Below are 26,514 nucleotides of genomic sequence, written 5' to 3'. Positions count from 1 at the left end.
CAGGAAGGCCGCGGGGCGACCCGCGACGGGGCCAAGGCCCCCAACCGCCGGTAGGCGGCTGCCGGAATCCCCCTCGTTCACGAGGGGGAGTAAGTCAACAGGTCTCAAGGCTACGAGGGTCGGCAACCGGTTTTTCCACCGGGCGGGGGCGGGCCCCTCCAGTATCGGGTGTCCGGCCCTGCAACACGACCGGCGGGCCGGTTGTTCCGGGCGGTCCCCGCCCGACCGGTGCGGCGGGGACCGCCCGGCTCACAGGCCTCGGGCGGTGAGGTGGTCGTGGAAGAGGGAGCCGACCCTGTCCACGTCGTCCTCCAGCATGCTGAAGTGGTCGCCGGGCACACGCAGCACCTCGTGCTCGGACGCCCAGGTGAACGGGGCGAGCGGCCGCCCGTCGCGGTCGATGGTGGGCTGCTGGGGGCGCAGTTGGAGCACCGGGGTGGCCAGCGGCCCGGGGCGCCAGTCGCGGAACAGGCGCACGTAGGCGCCCATCGCGGTGAGGCGGACCCCGTCCATGGTGCCGATCGCCTCGGCGCGCTCGACCACGCCCGCCTCGATGGTGGGCAGGCCGGAAGTCTCCAGGTCGGTGGTGTCGGGGCTATCCATCAGCGCGGTCAGTTCCGGCGGCCGGCCCAGCTCCTCCAGGCGGCGTGCCACCTCGTGGGCGACCCAGCCGCCGGAGGAGCGGCTGACCAGGACGTAGGGGTCCTCGCCCGCGCAGGAGGCGACCGCCTCGGCCAGCACGTCGGCGACGGCGCCGATGCTCGCCGGGAGCGGTTCGCCGTCACCGAACCCGGGCTGGGCGATGACGTCCACCCTGCGGTGGCCGCGGATGCGGCCGGCGAAGCGGGCGAACTCCTGGACCCCGGAGACCATGAGGATCGAGGGCAGGCAGATGAGCCGGGTCGCCTCCCCCTCACGGGAGAGCCGGACCGGGGCGCGGGGCGGACCGGCGTCGGCGGTACCGGTGAAGGCGGGGCGCATCCGCGAGGCCGACCACAGCAGGTCGAGCCCGTCGGTGATGCGCCGCCGGTGGCAGGCGTCCGTGAACAGGTCCACCAGCCCGTCGGCGGCCGGGCGGGCCGAGGCCGATTCGGGCTCCGGCCCCGGTCCGGAGACCAGTTCGGCGAGCAGGTGGGCGGCCAGGCCGCGGGGCGTCGGGTGGGCGAAGGCCAGTCCGGCGGGCAGGCGCAGGCCGGTGGCCGCGGCGAGCCGGTTGCGCAGTTCGACGGCGGTGAGCGAGTCGAAGCCCATCTCCAGGAACGGGGTGTCGGCGTCGATCTCGGCGGTGTCGGTGTGGCCCAGCACTTCGGCCGTGGCGGCCAAGACGTGGGACAGGGCCGTGTCTGCGCGCTGCTCGGCGGGGGTGCGGGCGAGTACGGCGCGCAGGGCCTCGGCGGCGGGGCCCGCGGCCCCCGCCCGGCGGCGCGGCGGGCGCACCAGGGCGGAGAGCATGGTGGAGACCGTGCCGGTGCGGGCCGCGCGGGCCCGGGCCCCTGCCAGGTCCAGGGGGACCGGCAGCAGGTGGGGGCGGCCGGTGGCCAGGGCGGCGTCGAGCAGGGCGAGCCCGTGCCCGGTGGCCACCGGGCCGGCCATGCCCAGGCGGGTGTAGCGGCCCAGGTCCCGGTCGTCCAGGCGTGCGGTGCCGCCGCCGCGCCGGGCCCACATGCCCCAGGACAGGGACACTGCGTGCCTGCCGCGTGCGCGCCGGCGGTGGGCGAGCGCGTCGGCGTAGGCGTTGGCGGCGCTGTAGTGGGCCTGGCCGGGGCTGCCGAGGGTGCCCGCGGCGGAGGAGAACAGCACGAACGCCGCCGCGTCGGGGAGCAGTTCGTCCAGGTGGTGGACGGCGTCGACCTTGGGACGCAGCACGCGGTCGACGGATTCGGGGGTGATGGAGGTGAGCAGTGCGTCGTCCAGGACGGCGGCGGTGTGGACGAGCCCGGTGACGCGGTGCTCCGACAGCAGGTCGGCCAGACGCTCGCGGTCGGCGGTGTCGCAGGCGGCCAGGGTCACGCGGGCGCCCCGGGCGGCCAGGTCCGCCTTCAGCTCGTCGGCGCCCTTGGCCTCCGGGCCGCTACGGCTGGCCAGGAGGAGGTCGCGCACACCGTACCGGTCCACCAGGTGGCGGGCGATCTCCCCGCCCAGGGTTCCGGTGGCGCCGGTGACCAGGACGGTGCCGTCGCCGAAGGAGAGGGGGGCACCGGTGCGTTCGGTGCGGACCAGGCGGGGGGTGAGCGCCTCCCCGGAGCGCAGGGCGGTCTGCTCGCCGTCGCCGGTCAGCGCCGCGACCAGGGCGGGGCCGCTGCGGCCGGGGTCGTCGGTGTCCACGATCGCGAACCGGCCGGGATGCTCCTGTGCGGCGGCGCGCACCAGCCCCCACAGGGGGGCGTGGGCCGGGTCGGGCACGTCCTCGCCGTCGGCGGCGGCCACGGCCCGGTGGGTGAGCACGACCTGGCGGGCGTTCTCGGTTCGGGTGTCGGCGAGCAGCAGCCGCACGGCCTCGACGGTGCCGGTGACGGCGGCGCGGGCGTCGGCCGGGCCTGGCTCCACCGGGGGGAGCAGACGGGGCAGCAGGACTCGGTCGGGGACGGGGGCCCCGGCGTCGAGGGCGGCGAGCATGGCCGGGGTGTCGGCGTGGGCGCGGACGGTGTGCCCGGCGGCGGTGAGCGCGGCGGCGGTGTCGAACAGGTCCTCGCCGACCACCGCCCAGTTCTGCCTCTGGGCGGGGGCGGGCGCGGGGGCGGGCTCCCAGGCGACGTGGAAGAGGTCGTCGGCGGCCTCCACCGGTTCGGCGGCGTCGGCGGGGGCGCGCAGGACGAGGGAGTCGACGGTGGCGACGGGCGCCCCGCCGGAGTCGGCGAGCAGGAGCGCCACCTCCTCGGTGCCGGTGGGGCGCACGTGGACGCGCAGCCGGGTGGCCCCGGCGGCGTGCAGGGTGACACCGCTCCAGGCGAAGGGCAGCCGCACCCCGTCGCGGGGCGTCCAGGAGGCACAGCCAAGAGCGTGCTGGGCGGCGTCGGCCAGGGCGGGGTGCAGCCCGAACCGGTCGGCGTCGGCGTGCAGGGCGGCGGGCAGTTCGACCTCGGCCCACACCTCGTCGCCGCGCGTCCAGGCGGCGGTCAGGCCGCGGAAGGCGGGGCCGTAGGTGTAGCCGAGGGTCTCCAGGGCGGGGTAGAGGTCGGTGGTGTCGACGGGTTCGGCCCCGGGGGGCGGCCACTGCGCGAGGTCGCGGGGGGCGATGGCGGGTTCGGGGGCCAGGGTGCCGGTGGCGTGCCGGATCCAGGGGCGGTCGCCCAAGTCGGGGGCTCCGGGTGTCCCAGCGGGGCGGGCGTGGACGGTGAGCGCCCGGTGGCCGCGTTCGTCGGCGCGTTCGACGGCGACCTGGAGCTGGACCGCGCCGGTCTCGGGCAGGACCAGGGGCGTCTGCACGAGGAGTTCGACGGCGTGGGGCGTGCCGAGCCGGTCCCCGGCGGTGAGGGCCAGGTCGAGGAAGGCGGTGCCGGGCAGCAGCACGGTGTCGCCCGCGGCGTGGTCGCCCAGCCAGGGGTGGGAGGTGCGGGAGAGGCGGCCGGTGAACACGACGGTGCCGGTGTCGGCGAGCGGTAGGGCGGCGCCGAGCAGCGGGTGCTCCTCGGACTCCAGCCCGGCGGAGGCCGCGTCGGAGCGGGCGTCGGCGGGGGCCATCCACAGGCGGCGGCGCTGGAAGGCGTAGGTGGGCAGGTCCACGGGGCGGGCGCCGCCGTGGAACACGGCGGACCAGTCGGGGTCGGCGCCGTGGGCGAACGCCTCGGCCAGTGCGGTGCGCAGGCGTTCGGTACCGCCCTGGTCGCGGCGCAGGGTGGCCACGGTGGCCGCGTCCCTGCCGGTGTGGGCGATGGTCTCGGCCAGGGGTGCGGTGAGCACGGGGTGCGCGCTGACCTCGATGAAACGTGTGTGCCCGGTGGCGAGCAGGGCCTCGGTGGCGTCCTGGAAGAGGACCGGTCGGCTCAGGCCCGCGTACCAGTGGGCGGCGTCGGCGGGGCCCTCCAGAGGGCCACCGGTGACCGAGGTGTACAGGGGCAGGTCGGGGTCGGAGGGGGCGAGGCGGGCCAGGGAGCCCAGGAGGTCGTCGCGGACCGCTTCGGCGTGCGGGGTGTGGGAGATGAGGCGCTCGGCGAACAGGCGGGCCTGCACACCCTCGGCGGTGCAGGCCTCGATGAGGCGGTCGACGGCGGAGCGGTCGCCGCCCACGACGGTGGTGCCGGGGCTGTTGAGGACGGTGACGCGCAGGTCGCCGTCGGCGGCGGCCAGGTACGGTTCCAGTGCGTCGGTGCCCAGGGAGACGACGGCCATGGCGACGTCGCCGGTGATCCGCTCCAGCAGGCGGCTGCGCACGGCGATGACCTGCGCGGACTGTTCCAGGGTGAGGGCTCCGGCGATGTGCGCGGCGGCGACTTCGCCCTGGGAGTGGCCGACGACGGCGTCGGGGTGGACGCCGTGGGAGCGCCACACGGCGGTGAGGGCGATCATGACCGCCCACAGCAGTTGGGGGACGATGTCGGTGCGGTCGGGGTCGGGGGCTCCGGCGCGGCCGAGGAGGACGTCGGTGAGCCGCCAGTCGTTGTGGGGGGCCAGGGCGCGTTCGCAGTCGGCGACGCGCGCGGCGAACACGGGGGACTCGGCGAGCAGGGTGCGGGCCATGCCCTCCCACTGGGAGCCCTGGCCGGGGTAGACGAACACGGTCCGGCCCTGGCGGGCGCGGCCGCGCGCGAGGCCGGGTTCGCGGGCGGCCCCTGCGGTGAGGGCGTCCAGGCGGTCCAGGAGGGTGTCGCGGTCGGCGGCGACGACGGCGGCGCGGTGGGGGTGCGCGGTGCGGGCGGTGGCCAGGGTGAGTCCGACGTCAGCGGGGTCGAGGGCGGGGTCGGCGGCGACCCGCTCGCGCAGGCGGCGGGCCTGGTCGGCGAGGGCTTCGGGGGTGTGTCCGGACAGCACCCACGGCACGGGTACCGCTGCGGGTGCGGTGTGCTCGGCGGGTTCGGGGGCGGGGGCCTGTTCGAGGACGGCGTGGACGTTGGTGCCGCTGGCCCCGAACGCGGAGACCCCGGCGCGGCGCGGTGTCCCGGTCGCGTCCCAGGGGCGCGGGGCGGTGAGCAGCCGGAGCGGCCCCGAGGACCAGTCGACGTGCGGGGTGGGTTCGTCGGCGTGCAGGGTGGGCGGCATCACCGCGTGGCGCAGCGCCTGGACGGCCTTGATGACGCCCATGACCCCGGCGGCCGCACCGGTGTGGCCGATGTTGGACTTGAGCGAGCCCAGCCACAGCGGCCGGTCGGGGGCGCGTTCGCGCCCGTAGGCGGCGGCGAGCGCCCCGGCCTCGATGGGGTCGCCCAGCACGGTGCCGGTACCGTGCGCCTCGACGAGGTCGACGTCGGACGGGGCCAGCCGGGCGTCGGCCAGCGCCGCTCGGATCACCCGCTCCTGCGCGGGACCGCTGGGCGCGGTCAGCCCGCTGGAGGCGCCGTCCTGGTTGACGGCCACGCCCCGCAGCACGGCCAGGATGCGGCGGCCGTTCCGGCGCGCGTCGGAGAGCCGTTCCAGGACGAGCATGCCGGCCGCCTCTCCCCAGCCGGTGCCGTCGGCGCCGGCTCCGAACGCCTTGCAGCGGCCGTCGGGGGACAGGGCACCGTGCTCGCCGAAGGACACCCAGGGGGACACGCCGGTGTACACGCTGGCGCCCCCGGCCAGGGCGAGGGAGGACTCGCGTGAGCGCAGGGAGCGCACGGCCAGGGCCAGGGCGGTGAGGGAGGAGGAGCAGGCGGTGTCGACGGTGACGGCGGGGCCCTCCAGGCCCAGGGTGTAGGACACCCGGCCGGCTGCGACGGCGGTCATGCCGCCGAGCATCCGGTAGCCGATGAGTTCGGGCGGCGACTCCTGGACGGGCGGCCCGTACTCCTGGGCGACCAGGCCGACGAACACGCCGGTGGGGGTGGCGCGCAGGGAGGCGGGGACGATCCCGGCGTGTTCCAGGGACTCCCAGGCGGTCTCCAGGACGAGCCGGTGCTGGGGGTCCATGGCCGTCGCCTCGCGGGGGCTGATCCCGAAGAAGGCGGGGTCGAAGTCGCCCGCGTCGGCGAGGAAGGAGCCGGAGCGGACGGGGGTGGCGCCCGGGGTGTCCGGGTCCGGTGACAGCATCCGGTCCAGGTCCCAGCCGCGGTCGTCGGGGAAGGGGCCGAGGGTCTCGCGCCCCCCGGCCACCAGGTCCCACAGCGCGTCGGGGCTCGCGGCGCCGGGGGCGCGGCAGCCGATGCCGACGATCGCGACGGGCTCGTGGTCGCGCTGCTCCAACTCCTCGGCCCGGGATCGGGAACGGCGCAGGTCGAGGGCCATCTTCTTGACTGTTTCGCGAAACTTGTCGGTACTGGTCATGTACGCGCTCCCACAGCCGTGGTCGGGTATCCGGGGTCAGGAGATCCCGAACTCCTGGTCGATGAGGGCCAGGAGCTGGTCGTCGGTGGCCCCGTCCAGGTCGGGGCCGCCCTCACCCGGTGCCGTGTCGACGCGGCGCAGCAGGCCGCGCAGCCGGTCGGTCAGTTCCTCGCGGACGTCGTCGGGGACCGGGCCGGCGGACTCGGCGGCGGTGACGGCGCCTTCGAGCCGGGCCAGTTCGTCCAGGAGCGGCAGCGGCGGCGGGGCCGACCGGGTGTCGAGCAGCCCGAGCAGGTGCTCGGCCAGGGCCTGGGGGGTGGACCGGTCCAGGGCCACCGTGACGGGCAGGTCCACGCCGGTCAGCTCGACCAGCCGGTTGCGCAGCCGGACCGCGCCCAGGGAGGTGCCTCCGGCGTCGAGGAAGCCGCGCAGCGGTTCGACCGCTTCGGGGCCGTCGTGGCCCAGGATCGCGGCGGTCTCAGCGCGGACCAGGTCCAAGACGGCCCGGGAGCGCTCGGCGGGGGAGAGCCCGCCGGGCAGGCTCCACATCTCCTCGGCGGGCTCCTGCGGCGCGGGCCCGGTGGGAGCGGTGTGGGCGGAGGCGGTGCCTCGGGAGCGCCAGTAGCGGCGGTGCTGGAAGGCGTAGGTCGGCAGGTCCACGAGGCGGGCGCCGCCGTGGAACAGGGTGCTCCAGTCGGGCTCGGCGCCGTAGGCGAACGCCTCGGCCAGGGCCAGCCGGAACCGGTCGGCCCCGCCCTCGCCCCGGCGCAGGGTGGCCACGGCGGCGGCGCCGCGCGCCCCCTCCGCCTCGAAGGTCTCCAGCAGGGCGGGCGAGAGCACCGGGTGCGGGCCCACCTCCACGAACAGGTCGTGGCCGTCTGCGAGCAGGGCGCGGACCGTGTCGTGGAAGCGGACCGGCTCGGCGAGGTTGCGGTACCAGTAGGAGGCGTCCAGGTCCCCCTCCCCCGCCGGTGCCGCGGTCACGCAGGAGTGGAAGGGGACCTCCCCGGCGTGGGAGGCGATCCCAGCCAGGTCGGTGTGGATCCGGTCGCGCAGCGGGGCCACGCGGGGCGTGTGGGAGGCGTAGTCCACGTCGACGAGGCGGGCCCGCACCCCCTGCCCGTCGTAGTCCTCCACCAGGCGGGCGACGGCCTCGGTCTGGCCCGCCACCACGGTGGAGGCCGGGCCGTTGACGACGGCGACGTGCAGGTCGGCGCCGCGTTCGGCGAGGTCGGCGCGGACCCGGTCGGCGGGCAGCGCCACGGAGGCCATCGCCCCGGTGCCGGACAGCTCCAGCAGGGCGCGGCCGCGCAGTGCCACCACGGCGGCGGCGTCCTCCAGGGACAGCAGCCCGGCGACGCAGGCGGCGGCGACCTCCCCCTGGGAGTGGCCGACGACGGCGTCGGGGCGGACGCCGTGGGAGCGCCACGTCTCGGCGAGGGCGACCATGACCGCCCACAGCACCGGCTGAACCACGTCCACGCGCTCCAGGGAGGGCGCTCCGGGGGCGCGGCGCAGCACGGCCGTCAGCGACCAGTCGGTGTGCGGGTCCAGGGCGCGCTCGCAGTCGGCGATGCGCGCGGCGAACACCGGGGACTGGGCGAGCAGGTCCGCGGCCATGTCCGCCCACTGGCCGCCCTGACCGGGGAACACCCACACGACGCGGCGGTCGGGGCGGGCGCGGCCGGTGACGGCGCCGGGGTGGGGGCGGCGCTCGGCCAGCGCCGCCAGGGACTCCAGCAGGGCACCGCGGTCGCGGCCACAGGCGACGGCGCGGTGCTCGAAGCGGGTGCGGGCGGTGGCCAGGGTCAGGCCCACGTCGGCGGGGTCGAGGGCGGGGTCGGCGGCCACCCGCTCACGCAGGCGGCGGGCCTGGTCGGCGAGGGCTTGGGGGCCTCGGGCCGACAGCGGCCACAGGTGCGGGCCCGGGTCGGCCTCGGCGGGTTCGGGGGGTTCGGGGGCGGGGGCCTGCTCCACGATGATGTGGGCGTTGGTGCCGCTGGCACCGAAGGAGGACACGGCGGCGCGGCGCGGCGCGGCGGTGTCGGGCCAGTCCCGGCCCCGGTCCAGCAGCCGGACGGCGCCCTGCGCCCAGTCCACGTGCGGGGTGGGCTCGTCGGCGTGCAGCGTGGGCGGCATCGCCCCGTGGCGCAGCGCCAGCACCAGTTTGATCAGGCCGCAGACCCCGGCTGCGGCCTGCGCGTGGCCGAGGTTGGACTTGAGCGAGCCCAGCCACAGCGGCCGGTCGGGGGCGCGTTCGCGCCCGTAGGCGGCGATGAGCGCACCGGCCTCGATGGGGTCGCCGAGCACGGTGCCGGTACCGTGCGCCTCGACCAGGTCGACGTCGGACGGGGCCAGCCGGGCGTCGGCCAGCGCCGCTCGGATTACCCGCTCCTGCGCGGGACCGCTGGGCGCGGTCAGCCCGTTGGAGGCGCCGTCGGAGTTAACGGCCCCGCCGCGGATCACGGCGAGCACGCGGCGGCCGTTCCGGCGCGCGTCGGAGAGCCGTTCCAGGGCGACCATCCCGACGCCCTCGGAGAACCCGGCACCGTCGGCGCCGGCACCGAACGCCTTGCAGCGGCCGTCGGCGGCCACGCCGCGCAGGTGGGTGAACTCGGTGAGGACCCCGGGCCGGGCCATGACGGTGGCCCCTCCCGCGAGCGCGAGGGAGCACTCCCCGGCGCGCAGTGCCCTCACGGCCAGGTGTACGGCCACCAGTGACGAGGAGCAGGCGGTGTCGACGGTGAGGGAGGGGCCGTGCAGGCCCAGGGTGTAGGAGAGACGGCCGGAGGCGACGCTGGGGTTGGTGCCGCTGAGCGTGAACCCGTCGTCGGGGGCCTCGGTCGCCGAGGGGCCGTACTCCTGGGAGACGGCTCCGACGTAGACGCCCGTGTCACTGCCCGCCAGCGCGGACGGGGCGATCCCCGAGCGCTCCAGTGCCTCCCACGCCGTCTCCAGCAGCAGCCGCTGCTGGGGGTCCATGGCCTCCGCCTCGCGGGGGCTGATCCCGAAGAAGTCGGCGTCGAAGGCGGCGGCGTCGTCCAGGAACGCGCCCTCGGACATGGCGGAGAGGGGCGGCGCGGAGCCGTCGCCGAGCAGGGCACCCAGGTCCCAGTCGCGGTCGTCGGGCAGCGGACCCCGGACCTCGCCGCCGCGGTCGATCAGGTCCCACAGGGCCTCGGGGGTGTCGATGCCGCCGGGCAGCCGACAGGCCAGGCCGACGACGGCGACGGGTTCACCGGCGCGGTCCAGCCGTTCCTGGAGGCGCTCGTTCTTCTTCAGCGCCGAGCGCAGGGCCGTGACGAGCCGGGCGCTTTGCTCACTATCGGTAGTCATCAACGGTCTCCTGTTCACCTTCGGCGCGGGGGGCGCCGTCCCCTCCCAGAGCGAGTTCGAGGAGTCCCTCGACGTTCATGTCGTCGATCGCGCTGTCGTCGGGGGCCTCGCCGTCGTCCTGGACGGGGCCGTTGTCGGGGAAGAGCTCCTCCGCGACGTGGCGGGCCAGGGCACGCGGGGTGGGGTGGTCGAAGACCGCGGTGACGGGCAGCCGCAGGCCGCAGGCGGCCCCCAGGCGGTTGCGCAGTTCCACCCCTGTCAGGGAGTCCAGGCCCAGTTCCTTGAAGGGCCGGTCGGCGGGCACCCCGGCGCCGCCCTCCTCCCCCCGGCCCAGGACGACGCCGGTGTGCTCACGCACCGCGGCGACCAGGATCCGCTCGCGATCGGCCTCGGAGAGCCCGGACAGGTGGTCGGCCGACAGCACCGGTTCGACCGCTTCCTCCCCGGGCCCTGCCTCCTCACAGCCGTCGGCCAGCTCGCGCAGGACCGGAAGGCCGGGGGCGGCCGAGGGGTCGAGCAGGGCGGGGGCGAGGACGGCACGGTCCAGGTAGAGGGCGGCGTCCATACGGGCCAGGGCCCGGTCGGGGGCCATGGGCAGCACCCCGGTCCGGCTCAGGACCCCCAGGTCACCGCCGTCGAGGTGGCCGGTCATGCCGCTGGCCCCGTCCCACAGTCCCCATGCCAGGGACAGGGCGGGCAGGCCGCGCTGGCGCCGGTGGTGGGCGAGCGCGTCGCAGAACACGTTGGCGGCCGCGTAGTTGGCCTGGCCCGCCGTGCCCAGGATCCCGGCGATCGAGGAGAACGTCACGAACGCGCCCAGGTCGAGGTCGGCGGTGAGCTCGTGCAGGTTCCAGGCGGCGTCGGCCTTGGGCCGCAGGACCGCCTCGACCCGTTCGGCGTCCATGGAGAGCACGGTGGCGTCGTCCAGGACCCCGGCGGCGTGGACGACGGCGCCCAGCGGCCGGTCCAGGGACGCGAGCAGGCGGGCGAGGGAGGCACGGTCGGCGGTGTCGCACGCGTGGACGCCGACCCGCGCGCCCAGGGCGCGCAGCTCCTCGGTGCGCTCCTGTTGACCGTCGGCCTTCTCCCCGCTGCGGCTGACCAGGACCAGGTCGCGGACCCCGTAGTGGGTGGCCAGGTGGCGGGCCACCCGGTGGCCGAGGGTGCCCGTGCCGCCGGTGATGAGCACGGCGGAGCCCTCGGGGAAGGGCTCGGGCACCCTCAGGACGGTCTTGCCGGTGGTCTCGCCCCGCTGGAGGGAGCGCAGCGCCTCACGGAAGCGGCGGATGTCGTGGACCGCCACCGGCAGCGGGCGCAGGGACCCGGCGGCGAACAGCTCCATGACGCGTTCGAGCATCTGCCCGATCCGCTCATGGGGCACGTCGGGAAGGACGAACGAGTGGTAGCCGCGCCCGGGGTGCTCGGCGGCGACCTCCGCCTCGTCCCGGACGTCGGTGCGGCCCAGTTCCACGAAGCGGCCGCCCGCACCCGCTCCGCCGCCGGGGGCGCGCAGCAGGCGCAGGGAGGCGTCGACGAAGTCGCCGCTCAGGGAGTTGAGGACCACGTCGAACCCGTGTCCGCCGTTGGCCTCGCGCAGGGACGCCTCGAAGTCCAGGGTGCGGGAGGAGGCCAGGTGCTCACGGGGCACCCCGTACTCCACGGCCGTGTCCCACTTGTGCGGGCTCGCGGTGCCGAACACCCGGGCCCCCATGTGGCGGGCGAGCTGGACGGCGGCGAGCCCCACCCCGCCGGCGGCGGCGTGGATCAGGACGCTCTCCCCCGGCCGGACCGCCGCGACGTCCACCAGGGCGTGGTAGGCGGTGAGGAAGACCACGGGGACGGCCGCGGCCTCCTCGAAGCCCCACCCCTCCGGAATGCGGGCCAGGCGGTGCCGGTCGGTGACCGCCACCGGCCCGAAGGCCGAGTCGAGCATGCCGGCGACCCGGTCTCCGGGGGCCAGGTCGGTGACCCCGGCCCCCACTTCGAGGACGGTCCCAGCGCCCTCCAGACCGATGCCGTAGTCGTCGGGGATCATCCCCAGGGCGACGACGACGTCGCGGAAGTTGACCCCGGCCGCGCGCACGGCGACGCGGACCTGGTGCTCGCCCAGCGGCGCTTCGGGGGCGGGCATCGGGACGACCCCGTCCAGGGAGCCCGGCGTCTCGGCCGCCAGGTGCCACAGCGGACCGGGCGGCACGAGTTCGCCCTCCTCGGAGGCCGGCACCAGCCGGGGCACCAGCACCCGGCCCGAGCGCAGCGCCGCCTGGGGCTCGCCGGTCCCGGCGACGAGCCCGAGCACCCGGTGGGAGTCCTCCGAGCCGTCGGAGTCCACGATGACGAAGCGGTCGGGGTGCTCGCGCTGGACCGAGCGGAGCAGGCCCCACACCGAGGAGGCGGCCAGCCCGCTGAGCCGGTCGTCGCCGTCGGTGGACACCGACCGCCAGGTGACGAGCACGAGGCGGGCGTGCGCGGTGCGCGCGTCCTCCAGCCAGGCGCGTACCGAGGCCAGGGCGGAGAGCAGCCCTTCGCGCACGGCGGCGGGCAGCGACTCGTGGTCGGCGTAGACGGCGGAGGCGGGCAGTTCGGCGTAGACGGTGTCGGGCACGGGGCCCTCTGCCGGCAGGGCCTCCAGCGAGGGGAGGTCCACGGTGGCCGCGTCCCCGGGGAGCGGCTCGTCCACCTCCTGCCAGCGCAGTCGGTACAGTCCGGGGTCCTCGTCGGGCAGCGATGGCAGGGCGGCGGGGTCGATCGGGCGCAGGACCAGTTCGTCGACGGTCAGCACCGGGGATCCGGAGGCGTCGGTGCAGGAGAGGCGGTACCGGTCGCCGTCGCGGTGCTCCACGAGGGTGCGCAGGAGGCGGGGCGGTGCACCGACCGGGGCGGCGCGCACCCCGCTCCACGCGAACGGGACCAGTGGCGACTCGGTGTCGCCACTGGAGCCGCCGTGCAGGAGCACCGCGTGCAGGACCGCGTCGAGCAGGGCCGGGTGCGGACCGGTGAACGGTCCGGGCGCCTGCCCTTCGGGCAGGGCCGTCTCGGCGAGCAGCGTTCCGTCGCCGCGCCGCCATATCCGCCGCAGCCCTCGGAAGACCGGGCCGTAGGCGTAGCCGCGGCGCGCTAGCCCGGCGTAGGCCTCGTCACCGTCCAGCCCGGTGTCCGCGGCCTCCCCCGGCAGGTCCTCGGGGAAGCCCGGGACCGGCCCGGCCGGAGCCGCGAGTGCCCCGGAGGCGTTGCGCGTCCAGTCCCCGCCGGGAAGCCGTGAGTGGAGTGTGAAGGCACGGTGGCCGTCGGGGCGGGGGGCCGAGACGGTGGCCTGGAGGTCGACCGTCCCTGAGCGCGGGAGCAAGACCGGGCTCTCCAGGGTGAGGTCGGCGACGGCCGGGGCACCCGTGCGGGCGCCGGCGTGCAGCGCGAGGCCCACCAGGGCGGTACCGGGCAGCAGGGTCCGGCCGAGCAGCCGGTGGTCCGCGGCCCAGGCCGGGGCGTCCACGGCGGCGGCGCCGGTGAAGACGGTGTCGCCGCCGACCAGTTCCACCCCCTCGCCCAGCAGCGCGGATGTGGTGGCCGGAGCCGGGACGGAGGCGGGTTCCGCCCAGTGGCGGCGGCGCTTGAACGGCAGGTCCGGCGGGGGGACCGGCGTACCCTCGTCGACGACGCCCTCCAGGATCAGATGGGCGTTGGTGCCGCTGATCCCGAACGAGGACACCGCCGCCCGGCGGGGCCTGCCGGTGTCGGGCCAGGGCTCCTCGTCGGTGAGCAGCCGCACACCGCTGCCCTCCCACTCCACGTGCGGGGTGGGCTCGTCGGCGTGCAGGGTCCTCGGCAGGCGGCCGTGGCGCAGCGCCTGCACGGTCTTGATCACCCCGGCCACCCCTGCGGCGGCCTGGGCGTGTCCGATATTGGACTTGAGCGATCCCAGGCGCAGCGGCTCGTCGCGGTCTGGGCCGTAGACGGAGATGAGCGCGGACGCCTCGATCGGGTCGCCCAGCCTGGTGCCGGTGCCGTGCGCCTCGACGGCGTCCACCTCACCCGGTTCGAGCCCGGCTGTGGCCAGGGCCTGGCGGATCACCCGCTCCTGGGCCGGCCCGCTGGGGGCGGTGAGCCCGTTGGAGGTGCCGTCGGAGTTGACCGCCCCGCCCCGGAGCAGGGCCAGGACGGGGCGGCCAGCCCGGCGTGCGTCGGAGAGGCGCTCCAGGACGAGCACGCCGACGCCCTCGGCCCAGGCGGTGCCGTCGGCCCCGGCACCGAACGCCCGGCAGCGCCCGTCGGGGGACAGCCCGCGCTGGGCGGAGAACTCCAGGAACATACCCGGGCTGGACATCACGGTGACGCCCCCGGCCAAGGCCATGGAGCACTCGCCCCGGCGCAGCGCCTCGGCGGCCTGGAGGATCGCCACCAGGGAGGACGAGCATGCGGTGTCGATGGTCAGCGCGGGGCCGTGCAGGCCCAGCACGTAGGAGACCCGCCCCGAGACGACGCTGGAGGTGGAACCGGTGAGCCGGTACCCCCCGTCGGCCTCTCCGGCCGGATCGGCCAGCCGGGGCCCGTAGTCGGAGGCCATCGCCCCCACGAACACGCCCACCGGCGACGCCCGCAGTTCCTCCACGGTGAGCCCTGCACGGTGGACGGCCTCCCAGGAGGTCTCCAGCACCAAACGCTGCTGGGGGTCCATGGCGTCGGCCTCGCGGCGGGAGATCCCGAAGAAGTCGGCGTCGAACAGGTCGGCGTCGTAGAGGAACCCGCCGCGACGGGTGTAGGTGCGGCCGCGCTTTCCGGGTTCGGGGTGGTAAAGCCCGTCCAGGTCCCAGAAACGGTTGTCGGGAAAGTCCCCGGTGGCGTCCGCCCCCTCCTCGACGAGCCGCCACAGCGCCTCCGGGGAGACCGTTCCCCCGGGCAGGCGGCAGGCCATCGCGGTGATGGCGATCGGATCCCCGTCCCGGGCCGTCGGGGCCGGGACGGTGGGAGGCTTCGGGTCCGGTTCCGCGGGCTGCGGGTGTCCGCTCACCACACTGACCTCGTCGCGGCCCAACTCCCCAGCGAGGAAACGGGCCAGAGCCGCCGGGGTGGGCTGCTCGAACAGCACGGTCTGCTCCAGGCGCACGCCCGTGTGCCGGTCCAGGGCGTTGCGCAGTTCCAGCATCATGATCGAGTCGAAGCCCAGGTCGCGGAAGGCGCGTTCCTCCTCGCCCGGGTCGAGTGAGGCCCTGGAGAGCACCCGGGCGGCCTGCTCCGCCACCAGTTCCAGCACCGAGGCGGTGCGCTCATGGACCGTCTCCGGCTCCTCCGGCGCAGCCGACCAGTCCACCCCCGTCCCGGTACGAGCCCCGACGGCGATCCCGGGCCAGAAGCGGCGGCGCTGGAACGGGTAGGGGAACAGGTCGGTGCGGCGCGCCCCGGTGCCCTCGAACAGGCGCGGCCACTCGATGTCCACCCCGGCCGTGAAGGCGCGGGCCGCGGCGTTGAGCAGTTGCGCCTGGTCGCCCTCTCCCCTGCGCAGTGTCTTGAGGACGTGGCCGGACGCCCCGGCCCGCTCCAGCGCGTCCCGCAAGCCGTGGGTGAGGACCGGGTGGGGGCTCGCCTCCAGGAAGACCCGGTGCCCGTCGGCGACCAGGGCGTCCACGGCGCGCGAGAACCGCACGGGGCTGCGCAGGCCCGCGTACCAGTAGTCGGCGTCCAGTGCCCGTCCGCCCAGTTCGGCGCCGGTGAGAGTGGAGTAGAAGGGCACCTCTGGAGCCTGCCACCGTACCCGCCCCAACCGCTCGGCGATCCGGCTCCGGATGCGCTCCACGTGCGGGGAGTGGGAGGCGTAGTCCACCTCGACGAGAGCCGCGTGCGCGCCGCGGTCGGCGCAGCGTTCGACCGCGGCGCGCACCGAGCGCGGAGAACCGGAGAGCACCACGGACTCGGGCCCGTTGACCACGGCAACGTGCAGGTCGGGCAGGACTCGGGTGAGCTCCTCGGCCTCCTCCACGGACACGCCCAGCGAGGCCATGCCGCCGGTCCCGGCGAGTTCGGCCACGGCCTGGCTGCGCAGGGCCACGATCCGGGCGGCCTCCTCCAGCGTCAGGGCACCGGCCACACAGGCGGCGGCCAACTCGCCCTGGGAGTGGCCGACCACGGCGGCGGGACGCACGCCCAGCGCCTCCCAGGCCCGAGCCAGGGAGACCATGACGGCCCACAGCACCGGTTGGATGACGTCGACGCGGGCGAGGGCACCGGTCACCGCAGGGGCCTGCGGTTCACCGCGCAGCACCGATGCCAGGGACCAGTCCACGTAGGGGTCGAGGGCCCGTTCGCACTCGCGGACCCGCGCGGCGAACGCCTCGGCAGGAGGGCTATCGGCCTCCAGGAGGTCACGGCCCATGCCGATCCACTGGCCGCCCTGTCCGGGGAAGACCAGGACCGGTCCGGGGCCGTCGACGGCGGCGACGCTCTCGGAGCGCACCGACTCCAGTTCACGGGTGCCGCCGTCGCCGGGGGCGAACACCACGGCGCGGTGCTCGAACACGTCGCGCGTGGTGGCCAGGGAGAAGCCGACGTCCCGGGCGCTGATGCCGGGACGGGCGGAGACGTGGGCGTGCAGGGCGCTGGCCTGGGCCCGCAGTGCCTCCTCGGAGCGGGCCGACAGCACCCAGGGGACCGGGTCCAGGGTCCGGGTGGCCGCTCCCTCTTCCGCCGCGGTGACGTCGGCGGGGGCGGGCCCCAGGACGAGGTGGCAGTTGGTGCCGCCCATGCCGAAGGAGGACACCCCGGCCAGCGGGGTGTGGACGGGCCAGGGCTCGCGGCGGGTCTGCACCTTCAGGGCCAGGGCGTCGAGGTCGATGCCGGGGGCGGGTTCGATGAAGTTGAGGGTGGGCGGGATCTGCTGGTGTTCCAGGGCGAGCACGGTCTTGACCAAGCCCGCGATTCCTGCGGCGCCCTCCAGGTGGCCGATGTTGGTCTTGACCGACCCGACCCTCAGGTGCTCCTCCCGCCCGGCGGCGAAGACCTCGCCTAGCGCGGCGGCCTCCACCGGGTCCCCGGTGGGGGTGCCGGTGCCGTGCAGTTCGACGTAGCCGATCCGACCGGGCTCCTTGCCGGCGTCGGCGTGGGCGGCCCGGATGGCCTCGGCCTGCCCCCGGACGGTCGGCCGGGTGAGGAAGGAGTCGCCGCCGCCGTGGTTGACGGCCCCGCCGTGGATGACGGCGTGTACGCGGTCGCCGTCGGCCAGGGCGCGGCCGAGCGGTTTGAGGACGACGACGGCGCCGCCCTCGCCGCGCACGTAGCCGTTGGCTCCGGCGTCGAAGGCGCGGAGGCGGGCGTCGGGGGACAGGCCGCCGAAGCGCTCGACCTGCTCGGTACTCTCCGGGACCAGGATGAGGTTGACCCCGCCGGCCAGGGCGAAGTCGCTCTCGCCGCGGCGCAGGCTCTCCACGGCCAGGTGCACGCCGACCAGGGAGGATGCCTGGCCGGCGTCGACGGTGAGGCTGGGGCCGCGCAGGCCGAGGGCATGGGAGACCCGGTTGGCGACCATGCTGCGGTGGGTGCCGGTGAGGGTGTGGTGGGTGATGGCCTCGGGGCCGCCCCGGTCGTGCAGGAGCGCGTAGTCGGAGCCGATGGCGGCGGCGAACACGCCGACCCGGGAGTCCCGCAGGGAGCCGGGGGCGGTGCGGGCGTTCTCCACGGCCTCCCAGCCGAGTTCGAGCATGAGGCGCTGCTGCGGGTCCATCGCCAGGGCCTCGCGGGGGGAGATCCCGAAGAAGGCGGCGTCGAAGTATTCCGCGTCGTGGAGGTAGCCGCCCCAGTCGGGACCGCGTTCGGGTGATCCGCCGCCGAGCCGTTCGGGTGGACCGCTGATGGCCTCGTGGCCTTCACCGAGCAGACGCCACAGGGCTTCGGGGTTTCCGGCGCCCGGAAAACGGCAGGAGAGGCCGATGATCGCTATGGGTTCCCAACTGCCGGGGACGGGGGTTCCCGTCGGTCCGCCGTTCATCGTCACCCTTCCCTTTCGACTGCCCTCGTCCGGCCCGACCGCGTTCACGTCCCATGAAACTGCCCGTGTAGGTGCACAGGAACGGTGGTGAGGGCACGGCGAAGTTCGGACATGTGACAACCCCAGCCCCCAGAATCACAACTACCGACCCAAGCAACCCACACAATGCGATTTTGGGCCAAATGGGAACCAGCATGAGGGAGAGTAACGCTTGCTCGCGAGCGCTGACAAGCATGCTTCCTTTTTCGGACAGGGGATTCGGTCAGGACTTTATGGGGTTTGAGGAGGAGGAGAAATCAGATTTGCGCCGAACGTGAAACCGTGTGCAGCGGTTTCCCGCAACAGAACCCATTTCCCTCCCTCCACGGAAAGACATACCCGTAATTCAGCGCGGGCCACCGGGATATGCGCGCGGCTGCAGGGCCCTCCGGGAACACCTGTGCACGGCCGCGGGCGGCGCGCGGCGGGTGAAGCACGTCATAGGACAGCGCGGGACCGGATCGGCCCTTACGGTCGCCCCGAGAGGGGGACTCTCCGTAGCGGAGGGACCGCATACACGAAGGAGTCCGGTGCCAACTGCAGGCACCGGACTCTCACGGAAGGGCTCAACCGGCGTTGCGGGCCCGCACCTCGGCGATGTAGCGCTGCGCGGTCTCTGGATCGAACATCCAGTGCTTGAAGTCGGACGGGCAGTCCCAGCCCTGGATCCAGCGGTCGGCGACCTCCTGGTACTGCACGGCCGCCCCCACGATGTTCATGATGTGTTCGGGCAGCGCCTGCTCGACCATCGTGGAGGCGAACTCCGACCACATCTGGTTGTCCCGCCCGAACTCCCAGAACCGGTCGAAGGCCCGGACCATGAACGCCTCGTCGAACGGCTTGTCGCCATGCTCGATGATGCTCTCCAGATAGGCTTCGGCGCAGCGGGTGGAGTTGTTCCAGCTCTGCCCCACGAACGGGTCCATGGTGACGACCACGTCGGCCATCCCGATGGCCAGCCCGCCGGAGGGCAGCCGCCCCACGGGGTTGCGCACCTGCGGCGTCAAGTCCTCGACAAGGGTGCTGCGCCCGTCCACCAGCATCGCGTCCTTGGCACGCTCGAAGAAGTCCGGCGCGTACTGGCGCATCAGGTCCTTCATCCTGCGCAACTGCTCCTCCGGCCCCGGCCGGTCCGGCCAGGCGTCCATCGGCCCGCCCTTCTTGTCCACCAGCAGCAGGTTGTGCGCGGGCCCCTCCTGGGTGAGGATCGGGACGAGCATGATGTTGCCCGCCTCCTCGGTCACCCCGAACCAACCGATATTCTCCGACTCTCCCTCGTGGGGAGGCCACAGGTCGTAGGCGTACGCCTGGGCCAGCGCCCTCGGACGGGCACCGCTGAACCGGCTGGTGTCGTGGTCGAAGAGCTGGCCCAGCTCCCCGTGGCCAACCGCCACGATGATCAGCTCGAACATCCGGGAGAAGTAGTCGAGATCGGTGACGGTGACCCCGTGGATCACCACCTTCCCTCCGCGGTCCTCGAAGAACTCCAGCCAGTCGGCCATCTTCACCCGGCGGTCCACCGCCACGGCGTAGCCGTTCCCGGGGTGGGAGCGGCCCCTGATGGAGGTGACCGCGATCCCCTCCTGGAAGAGGGCCAGCTTCTGCTCACGGATCTGCGGGGAGAGCGCGCTCCAGAAGTCGAGTTCGAACTTGCGCTCGTACTCCAGGGCGGTGGGGAAGGTGAACTGGGAGATGGACGGCTTGCCGGAGCGGATCTCCATGGAGGACTGCCCGGTGATCACCGTGACGTCGTAGCCTTCGGTCAACAGCCCGTGGGCCAGGTGCAGACCGGCGTGGCCCGCACCGACGATCAGGATCTTGCGCATCTGTCGCTAACTTTCGAGGGAATGCGAAGGGGCGGTGTGGAGGGCAGTCCGCCCCCCTGGGTTCAGGCGACCGTCTCTCCGGCTCGGTTGTGTTCCAGCGCGTACCGCAGCAGCGTCTTGAGGACCTCTCCTCCGGAGCCGCGGTGCCGCGCGTCGAAGTCGATGATCGGCACCTCGGGGCTGACCTCCAGTGCCTCGCGGACCTGCTCGGTCGTGTATTCGAGACGGCCCTCGAACCTGTTCAGGGCCACGATGTAGGGGATGCGCTTGTTCGTCTCGAAGTAGTCGACCGCGTCGAAGGAGTCCGCGAGCCTGCGGCAGTCGACCACCACCACCGCGCCGACCGCGCCCCGGACGAGATCGTCCCACATGAACCAGAACCGTGCCTGGCCCGGTGTACCGAACATGTACATGACCAGCTCGTCGTCGATCGTGATGCGACCGAAGTCCATCGCGACGGTGGTCGTCTTCTTGTCGGGTGTGATGGATGTGTCGTCATGGCCGATACTCGCCTCGGTCATGACCGCTTCTGTGGTGACCGGCGGAATCTCCGACACCGAGCTCACCAAGGTCGTCTTGCCGGCACCGAAGCCTCCGGCGATGACGATCTTGCTCGACATCTTCTTACGATTCGACCTGCCGTCACTGGAAAAGTCGTTCGAGACCACGAAGAGCCCTCTCCAGAACCTGGTTTTCGGATGGACTGCTGCCGGTGATGGTCGGGTGAATGTACACCAGATCCTGCTCGGCCAGGTCACTGACCAGAACCTGGGTCACACCCAAGGGGATGTTCAGTTCCGCCGAGACCTCGGCGAGTGACCGCGTCTCCCGGCACAGTCGGTAGATCTTGATCGACTCCGGCATGAGGGTACTCGGCGGCTCCTGTCCCGGTTCGGACGTCGAAACCAGCGTCTGCACCATCAGCGGATGCCGCGACCGCGTCCGCCCGCCCGTGAAGGTGAACGGGCGGACGCGGTTACTCCTTCGCCTGCGGAAGCTCATCGATCGTGTTGGGCGTGGAGACCCGGTCCTTCAGAACCGGGAGGAAACGCCCTCCTCCTTCCCGAGGATGTAGGCGTAACCGTCCGCCCGCTGGAGCAGGCGTACGTGCTTGTGACCGATGCCCTGGACGGTGCCGTGGGCGGTGGTGATATTGAAACTCCCTGAGGCTCGTACCGCCACCCGCCCGGTGTGGGTCCCGGCCTTCTTCCCTCTCGGGACGACGGCCTGGGCCAAGTCTCCGGTGACAAACCCGAAGAAGTTCTTGGTGCGAGGCAACTTCAGGCGGGGAAACCCATACCGGTTGGGCCGGGTACGTGAGTAGAATCCCCGCCCTGGGCACCCAGCCTCCAGCACCGCCGCGACGGTCTCAGTGACGGTACCCACCTCTGCGCCACCGGCGGTCTCCCCTCGCACAGGTTCCACACCGGGTACCGCGGAACGATCACTCGCGCAATGTCCGCGCCCCGTTTCGCGCCCGATCCGAGGCAGGGTCCCGCCGTTCGCGGTGGGCGCTGCTGGCACGGATTCCAGAGCAGCCCGCTGAGGAAGCACAGCCTGGTGGGTCTTCTGTCCTGTGTGGAACGTAGCCATCGAGCTCACCTCCTCATCGGTGATGGCTGGTGCTGGTCAAGGCGGCCCTCAGCCCATCGGGTTGAAAGCCCGGCCCCTCAGGACCGGGATCCCTTGACGTCAGTGGCAACCTTCTCGTGATCCTTGTCGAACCGCTACGAGTCGCCGTGCTCAGCTCTGGATGACTTCGCGCAACTGCGACCGCAACTGGGGGGTGAGGACGTGCGCGACGTTCTCCACCAGCTTGGTCATCTGGAACCCGACGATCTTCAACTCGCTCCCCGGCGCGGTCAGCACCGCCATGCACGAGCCGTCGCTGATGGCCATGATGAACAGGTGCCCCTTGTTGAACCGGACCAGGAGCTGCTCGCACTCGCCCCGCTGGAACAGTCCGGCACCGCCGACGGCCAGGCTGTGCAGGCCGCTGGCGATCGCCGCCAACTGCTCGGCGTGCTCCTCGGGGAAGTCGCTGGAGTGTGTGAGGACCAGGCCGTCGGAGGAGACCACCACGGCGTGCTCGACTCCTCGGACGTCCCGGACGAACCGGTCGATCAGCCAGGAGAAGTTCTCAACACTGTCAGTTGCGGGTTCGGTCATCGGTATACCTGCCTCGGCCGAGTGTCGTCTTCGTGGTTCCGGGGGGTGCACTCCGGCACCGTGGGTCCGGGTCGGGAAGGGAGGGGGATCACGAGGCCTCACCGCCCGACCCGTCCTCGAGGGCCTCGCGTTCGCCGTCGAGGAAGTCTCCGAGTTCGTCGCGGATCTGCTCGGCGCGCGCCCGCCCGGTCAGTTTCGGCGGCGTGTCCTCCGACGCGCCGTTGGTGGACTGGCCGATCGGGGGCATCATCCGCAGCGGCGATCCGTGCGGGGTGGCGCTGCGCCGGGGCAGGCCCGCGGAGGTGACGGCCGCGTCGCCTCCGCTGCGGGGCGCGGCCGTCGGGGCGCCCTTGGACCCGTTGCCCTTGGTGAGCGGGGTCGGAGCCGACGCGGGCGGGGCGACCGAGCGGACCGTCGTGGTGCGGGACTGGCCCGCCGTGGGCGGTGTGACCACCCTCAGCAGGTGCTTGGGGATGATCGCGTAGGCGTTGACCCCGCGGAAGGAGCGCGACTCCAGCCGGGCCTCCAGCCCGTGCCTGCGGGCGATCCGGCTCGCCACGTACAGCCCCAGGTGGCGCGGCACCTCGTCGTCGAGGACGGGATCGCCCTGGAGCCGCTGGTTGAGCGCGGCGATCTGCGCCTCGGGGATGCCCACCCCCTCGTCCTCGACCACGATCATGAGCCGGCCGTCGTCCAGTTCCCTGGCGCTGACCACGACCTGGGAGTGCTCGGGCGAGTTGGAGGTGGCGTTGTCCAGAAGCTCGGCCAGCAGGTGGCTGATGTCGTCGGCCGCCAGACCGGTGATGCAGGTCTGCGGGAGCTTGCCCAGCCGCACCCGCGGGTAGTCCTTGATCTCGGAGGTGGCCGCCCGGGCGACGTCCAGCAGGGGGACGATCTCGTCGTGGGCGTCGGACTCGCCGCCGTCGTGGTCGGTCAGCACCAGGAAGTTCTCCCCGTTGCGCCGCATACGGGTCGCGAAGTTGTCGATCTTGAAGAGCTTGTCGAGCAGGTCGGGGTCCTGGGTGTCGGTCTCCAGTTCCTCGACCATCTCAAGCAGCGAGTCCACCAGCGACAGGTCGCGCATGGCCAGGCCCGCGAGGGCCTCGTTGAGCAGGCTGGCGCGCTCGCCCTCCCCGCTCTCGGGGGCCCGCTCGGCGGAGGCGTCCGGTGCCGGGTCCTCCGCTGCCGGGATCTCCTTGGCCGCTTCGGGTGCGGGCACCGCCTCCGGCGCGGCGTTCTCCTCCGGTTCGGGCGAGGCCGTCGTGCGGGCTCCGTCGCCCGTCCCGGGGACCTCCCGCGCGTGCCCGGCGGGCGCGCCCGGCTCCGTGGTGATCACCTGCGGCGGCTGCCCGGCCGTGAGCACGATGATGTGCTGCACCGGTGGGCCGTAGGCGCCGTAGGGGGCCTGGTAGACCACCGGCTGCCCCGGGAAGGCGTAGCCGGGGGGCTGGAAGGGGAACGGATAGGCGCCCGGGTAGGCCATCAGGGGGTGCGACGGGGCGTAGGGCGCCGGGTGGTGGTGAGCGGCGGGCTGTGGCGCGGGCCGCTGGTGGTCGGCGTAGGGGCGCTGGTCCGGTGCGGGAACGGTACCCGGCCAGCCGGCGTACGGGTCCTGTGCGTGCTGCTGGGGCGGCGCGGCGGGCGGTGCCGGGGGCGCGTAGCCCTGCGGCGCGGGCGCCGGAGGGACGGGGGGCGCGGCCGGGCCCTGGTACGGGCCGTGCGGCGCGGGCGGCTCCGCGGGCTCCCGGTACGCCCGGGGTACCTCGTAGGGCGTGGCCGGGCGCTGCCCGGGAGCGGCCGTCTCTGTGATACGGCCCGTGTCACGGGGCTCGGAGGCCCCGTACGGGTCCGGCTGGTCTTCCATGCGCGAACCTCCCTCCACGGGGTCGGCCCCGTGCTGCTCGGCCGGTGGCGTGTACGGCTCTCGCACACCCGCGTGCTCCGAAGCGGAACGTCTCCCGGTGTCCGCAGACGCCCCGGCGCGGTCCTCCGCACTCTCGAACGCCCCGCCACCGCTTCGGGGGGAGGACGAGGCACGGGGTTCGGCGGCCGCCACGGGGGCGGACTGCCGGGGCTCGGCCGGCTCCCGCCCGCCCTCCTCGACCGGGGCGTCCGGCCGGGCCGGGCGGTCCCGGCGGCCGGGCTGGTCCATCCCCACACCGCGCCAGCGGCCGACCGCGTGGGCACCGGTGTCGACGTCGTCGATCTCCAGGCGCCGGGTCGTGTAGGGGTTGGGAACGTTCCTGAGCGTGGCCGGTCGGTACCCCTGTTCAGCGGGTCCGGAGAAGGGGCCGACCGGCTTGTCCGCCGTGCCCTCCTTGGGTTCGGGGTCCGCGCCGCTCCGGCTCTCCCCCCGATCCGTCGGGCGGTCGCCTGGCCGCGAGTGCGGATGCACGGGCTGATGCACGGGATGTCCTCGCTCGGTCTCCGGTGGGTTCTGGGACTTGACCATCCGGGAGATGGCCCGTCGGAGCCTGCCCTCCCGCCCCTCCCCCGCCGGCCGCGTATCGGCCGACGGGCTGCCATCGCGTTCATGCGGTGACGGAGCCTGTGCCACGGTCTCGTCTCCTCGGATCGGGTGGGCGGATCGGTGGTGGCACCACACCACCCCTGGTCCGGGGGAGTGCCTCCCCGAGCGACCACACGGGGGTCCCGCGGGCCGGGGAACGTCTCGGCGGCGCGACCGCACCCGGACGGACGCTCGGATAGGAAGAATAACGCCCCATCCGTAGACATGCGTCCATGTTCGGCATCATTCCCGTACATCCGCCGAGAACCATCGTTCGAGTGGTCAGACTAACAAAGGCCCCTCCAACGGGGAGGCGATTCGAAAGATCGCTCTGGAACCCCTATCAGAACCCCGGGTGACGTGCGGGAACACGGACATGATTCACCCAAACGAAAAGTCTTATATGTCTGTTTTTTCTATCCAGTGACCTAGGTCCCGCTACATAAGGTGCCCCAGATCACATCAGGGATACGACATCTCGACACCCGATATCCCACTGGTAGAGCAGAAGAGGAAAAAGTCCTGAAAAGGACTTTCTCCCACAAAGCAGACCCAAGTGTGGAGGGTCCACTCAGCCCTCCAGCGGTTCGGCCCGCACCGTCCGGTTCACAGGGACGGTACGGGCCGAGAGGAGAGGCGCTCAGCGCCAGGCGCCCTCAAGGGTGCCGGTGACCTTCCCGCTGTCATAGACGAGGCACAGCACCTCGCGGTCGTAGGCCCTGGTCCATCCGTCCCCGGTGGGGAACAGCGAGGTGTAGTTGAGCTGGGACTCCAGATAGGGCAGGCCCACGAAGGACTCGAACTGCCCCAGACACATCTCGTCGGCCAGCTCGGTGACCCGTTCCTGGCCGGGGTACTCGTCCCCCTCCAGATCACCGGAGTAGTAGACCTCGTAGTCGTGGGGCTCGGAGCAGTCGATCAGCGGAACGTCGGAGATCCCCTCATCGCCTCCCCCCGTGTAGGCGTCGAGGCAGTCCCCCACCCCGATGGAGAACACGTTGACGTCCTCGGCCCCTTGGGGCTGGTGGGTCTCGACCGGCTCCGGTTCGGTGGTCTGCCCGGACTCGGCGGCGACGGCGGTGGGCGAGGCCGCGGGCACGACCGTCGGCCCGTCCCCGCTGAGCGCGGGAGGGAGCAGGGGCAGCGGGCCGCACCCCGCCAGGGCCGCCGCGGCTGCGACGGCCAGGGGCAGCAGGATGAATCGGCCTGGTATCGAACGGCGCGTCTCGGGCGACATGATCACTCCACAGGAATCGTCCCGCTTTCCACCGTCCGGAAAGCGGCGACACTGGTCCAGATGCGCCGCTCGGACGAAATGTTCGGTGTTCTCCGCCACGGAGCCCTCGTCCCATGGCACGCGCCCGCACGGCAGGACCGTGCGGGCGCGGGAAGAACCGGTGCGGGCCTTTAGCGGTTGGCGCCCTGGAGGGTGCCGGTGACCGGCTCGTCGACGGTCACGTAGCAGGTGATCCTGCGGTCGTTGAGGTTCTCCCAGGACTGCTGGGTCGGCCTCAGCGCACCGGCGAAGATCTCCGACTCCAGGTACTCGACACCGATGAAGTCGGTGAAGGCCTGCCCGAGACACACCTCCTCCGTCTCCGTGTCGATGCTCTCCAGCCCGGGGAAGGTGTCACCCTCAAGGTCGTGGTTGTAGAAGACCTCGGAGTCGTGCGGCTCAGCGCAGTCGACCAGGGGGACGTCGGTCACCTCCTGCTGGGCGCTGGTGTCGAACACCTCCTCCTCGATGAAGCAGTCGCCGACCTCGAGCTGGAAGGCGCTGCCGCCGAGGAGGGACGTCAGCGCACCGCAGCCGGTGAGGCCGAGGGCGGCGGCTGCCGCGGCCGCCGACAGGGCCGCGCCGCGGACGGTGAGGGGAAGTGAAGCCATGGAGTACTCCGCTGAGGAATGGGCCGTCCCGGAAAGGACGGCGCAGGGGATGGGGATGGCACTCACGGCCGACGAGCGTGCCCGCCCCGCAAAAGGAGAATACGAATAGCGACAAGGGGATCACTATTCGTGCTTTTCCTGGCTGGCAATGGCACGGCCGCGCAAGCCGGAGTGTTCCATCACCCTAGAGCAATCCACCGACCGAACACGGTGCCGGTCCTGCCCGGACCCGGCAGGCGCGCCACCGCAGGCGGCCCGGCGGGGGGAGACGGATCAGGGCGCAAAAAGGCCCCGGCGCTAGCCGGGGCCTTGGTTTCGGTGCGTCATCAGGGACTCGAACCCCGGACCCGCTGATTAAGAGTCAGCTGCTCTGCCAA

The 26,514-nt window shown here is 73.4% G+C and carries 11 protein-coding genes; all 11 read right to left on the bottom strand.

The annotated features are described in order from the left end of the window. Positions 1 to 249: 249 nt before the first annotated feature. Entirely contained in the window at positions 250 to 6,399 is a 6,150-nt protein-coding gene (locus ACFHWE_RS22280; RefSeq protein ID WP_416603821.1) for a type I polyketide synthase, read from the bottom strand. Between the two features lie 36 nt (positions 6,400 to 6,435). After that, entirely contained in the window at positions 6,436 to 9,735 is a 3,300-nt protein-coding gene (locus tag ACFHWE_RS22275; RefSeq protein WP_416603820.1) for a type I polyketide synthase, read from the bottom strand. Further along, positions 9,722 to 17,707: an SDR family NAD(P)-dependent oxidoreductase gene (locus ACFHWE_RS22270; RefSeq protein WP_416603819.1), complete on the bottom strand. Its 7,986-nt coding sequence runs from the start codon at positions 17,705 to 17,707 to the stop codon at positions 9,722 to 9,724. Before ACFHWE_RS22270 ends, ACFHWE_RS22275 begins: the two co-directional genes overlap by 14 nt. A 605-nt stretch (positions 17,708 to 18,312) precedes the next feature. Next, on the bottom strand, positions 18,313 to 19,572 hold the full coding sequence (locus ACFHWE_RS22265) for a styrene monooxygenase/indole monooxygenase family protein (RefSeq protein ID WP_416603818.1): 1,260 nt from the start codon (positions 19,570 to 19,572) through the stop codon (positions 18,313 to 18,315). Positions 19,573 to 19,634: 62 nt separating this feature from the next. Then, entirely contained in the window at positions 19,635 to 20,192 is a 558-nt protein-coding gene (locus ACFHWE_RS22260) for a GTP-binding protein (RefSeq protein WP_028647512.1), read from the bottom strand. A 22-nt stretch (positions 20,193 to 20,214) separates the two neighbouring features. Beyond that, positions 20,215 to 20,574 (bottom strand): DUF742 domain-containing protein, encoded by a 360-nt coding sequence (locus ACFHWE_RS22255; RefSeq protein ID WP_416603817.1) that lies wholly within the window; start codon positions 20,572 to 20,574, stop codon positions 20,215 to 20,217. Positions 20,575 to 20,604: 30 nt separating this feature from the next. Next, a complete protein-coding gene (locus ACFHWE_RS22250; RefSeq protein WP_416603816.1) occupies positions 20,605 to 20,754 on the bottom strand; it encodes a hypothetical protein in 150 nt (49 codons plus the stop codon). A 561-nt stretch (positions 20,755 to 21,315) separates the two neighbouring features. After that, on the bottom strand, positions 21,316 to 21,741 hold the full coding sequence (locus ACFHWE_RS22245) for a roadblock/LC7 domain-containing protein (RefSeq protein WP_028647514.1): 426 nt from the start codon (positions 21,739 to 21,741) through the stop codon (positions 21,316 to 21,318). 88 nt (positions 21,742 to 21,829) lie between these two features. Beyond that, positions 21,830 to 24,148 carry an ATP-binding protein gene (locus tag ACFHWE_RS22240; RefSeq protein WP_416603815.1) on the bottom strand — a complete coding sequence of 773 codons (2,319 nt, stop codon included), beginning with the start codon at positions 24,146 to 24,148 and terminating at the stop codon, positions 21,830 to 21,832. A 742-nt stretch (positions 24,149 to 24,890) separates the two neighbouring features. Beyond that, the gene (locus tag ACFHWE_RS22235) at positions 24,891 to 25,487 is read right to left on the bottom strand and encodes a septum formation family protein (protein ID WP_416603814.1); all 597 of its coding nucleotides are present in this window, start codon (positions 25,485 to 25,487) and stop codon (positions 24,891 to 24,893) included. Between the two features lie 170 nt (positions 25,488 to 25,657). After that, on the bottom strand, positions 25,658 to 26,137 hold the full coding sequence (locus ACFHWE_RS22230) for a septum formation family protein (RefSeq protein WP_416603813.1): 480 nt from the start codon (positions 26,135 to 26,137) through the stop codon (positions 25,658 to 25,660). Positions 26,138 to 26,514: the final 377 nt, after the last annotated feature.

It is taken from the genome of Nocardiopsis sp. LOL_012 (genome assembly GCF_048060475.1).
In the GTDB taxonomy this organism is placed as follows: domain Bacteria; phylum Actinomycetota; class Actinomycetes; order Streptosporangiales; family Streptosporangiaceae; genus Nocardiopsis.
This window is presented reverse-complemented; position numbering and strand designations above follow the sequence as displayed.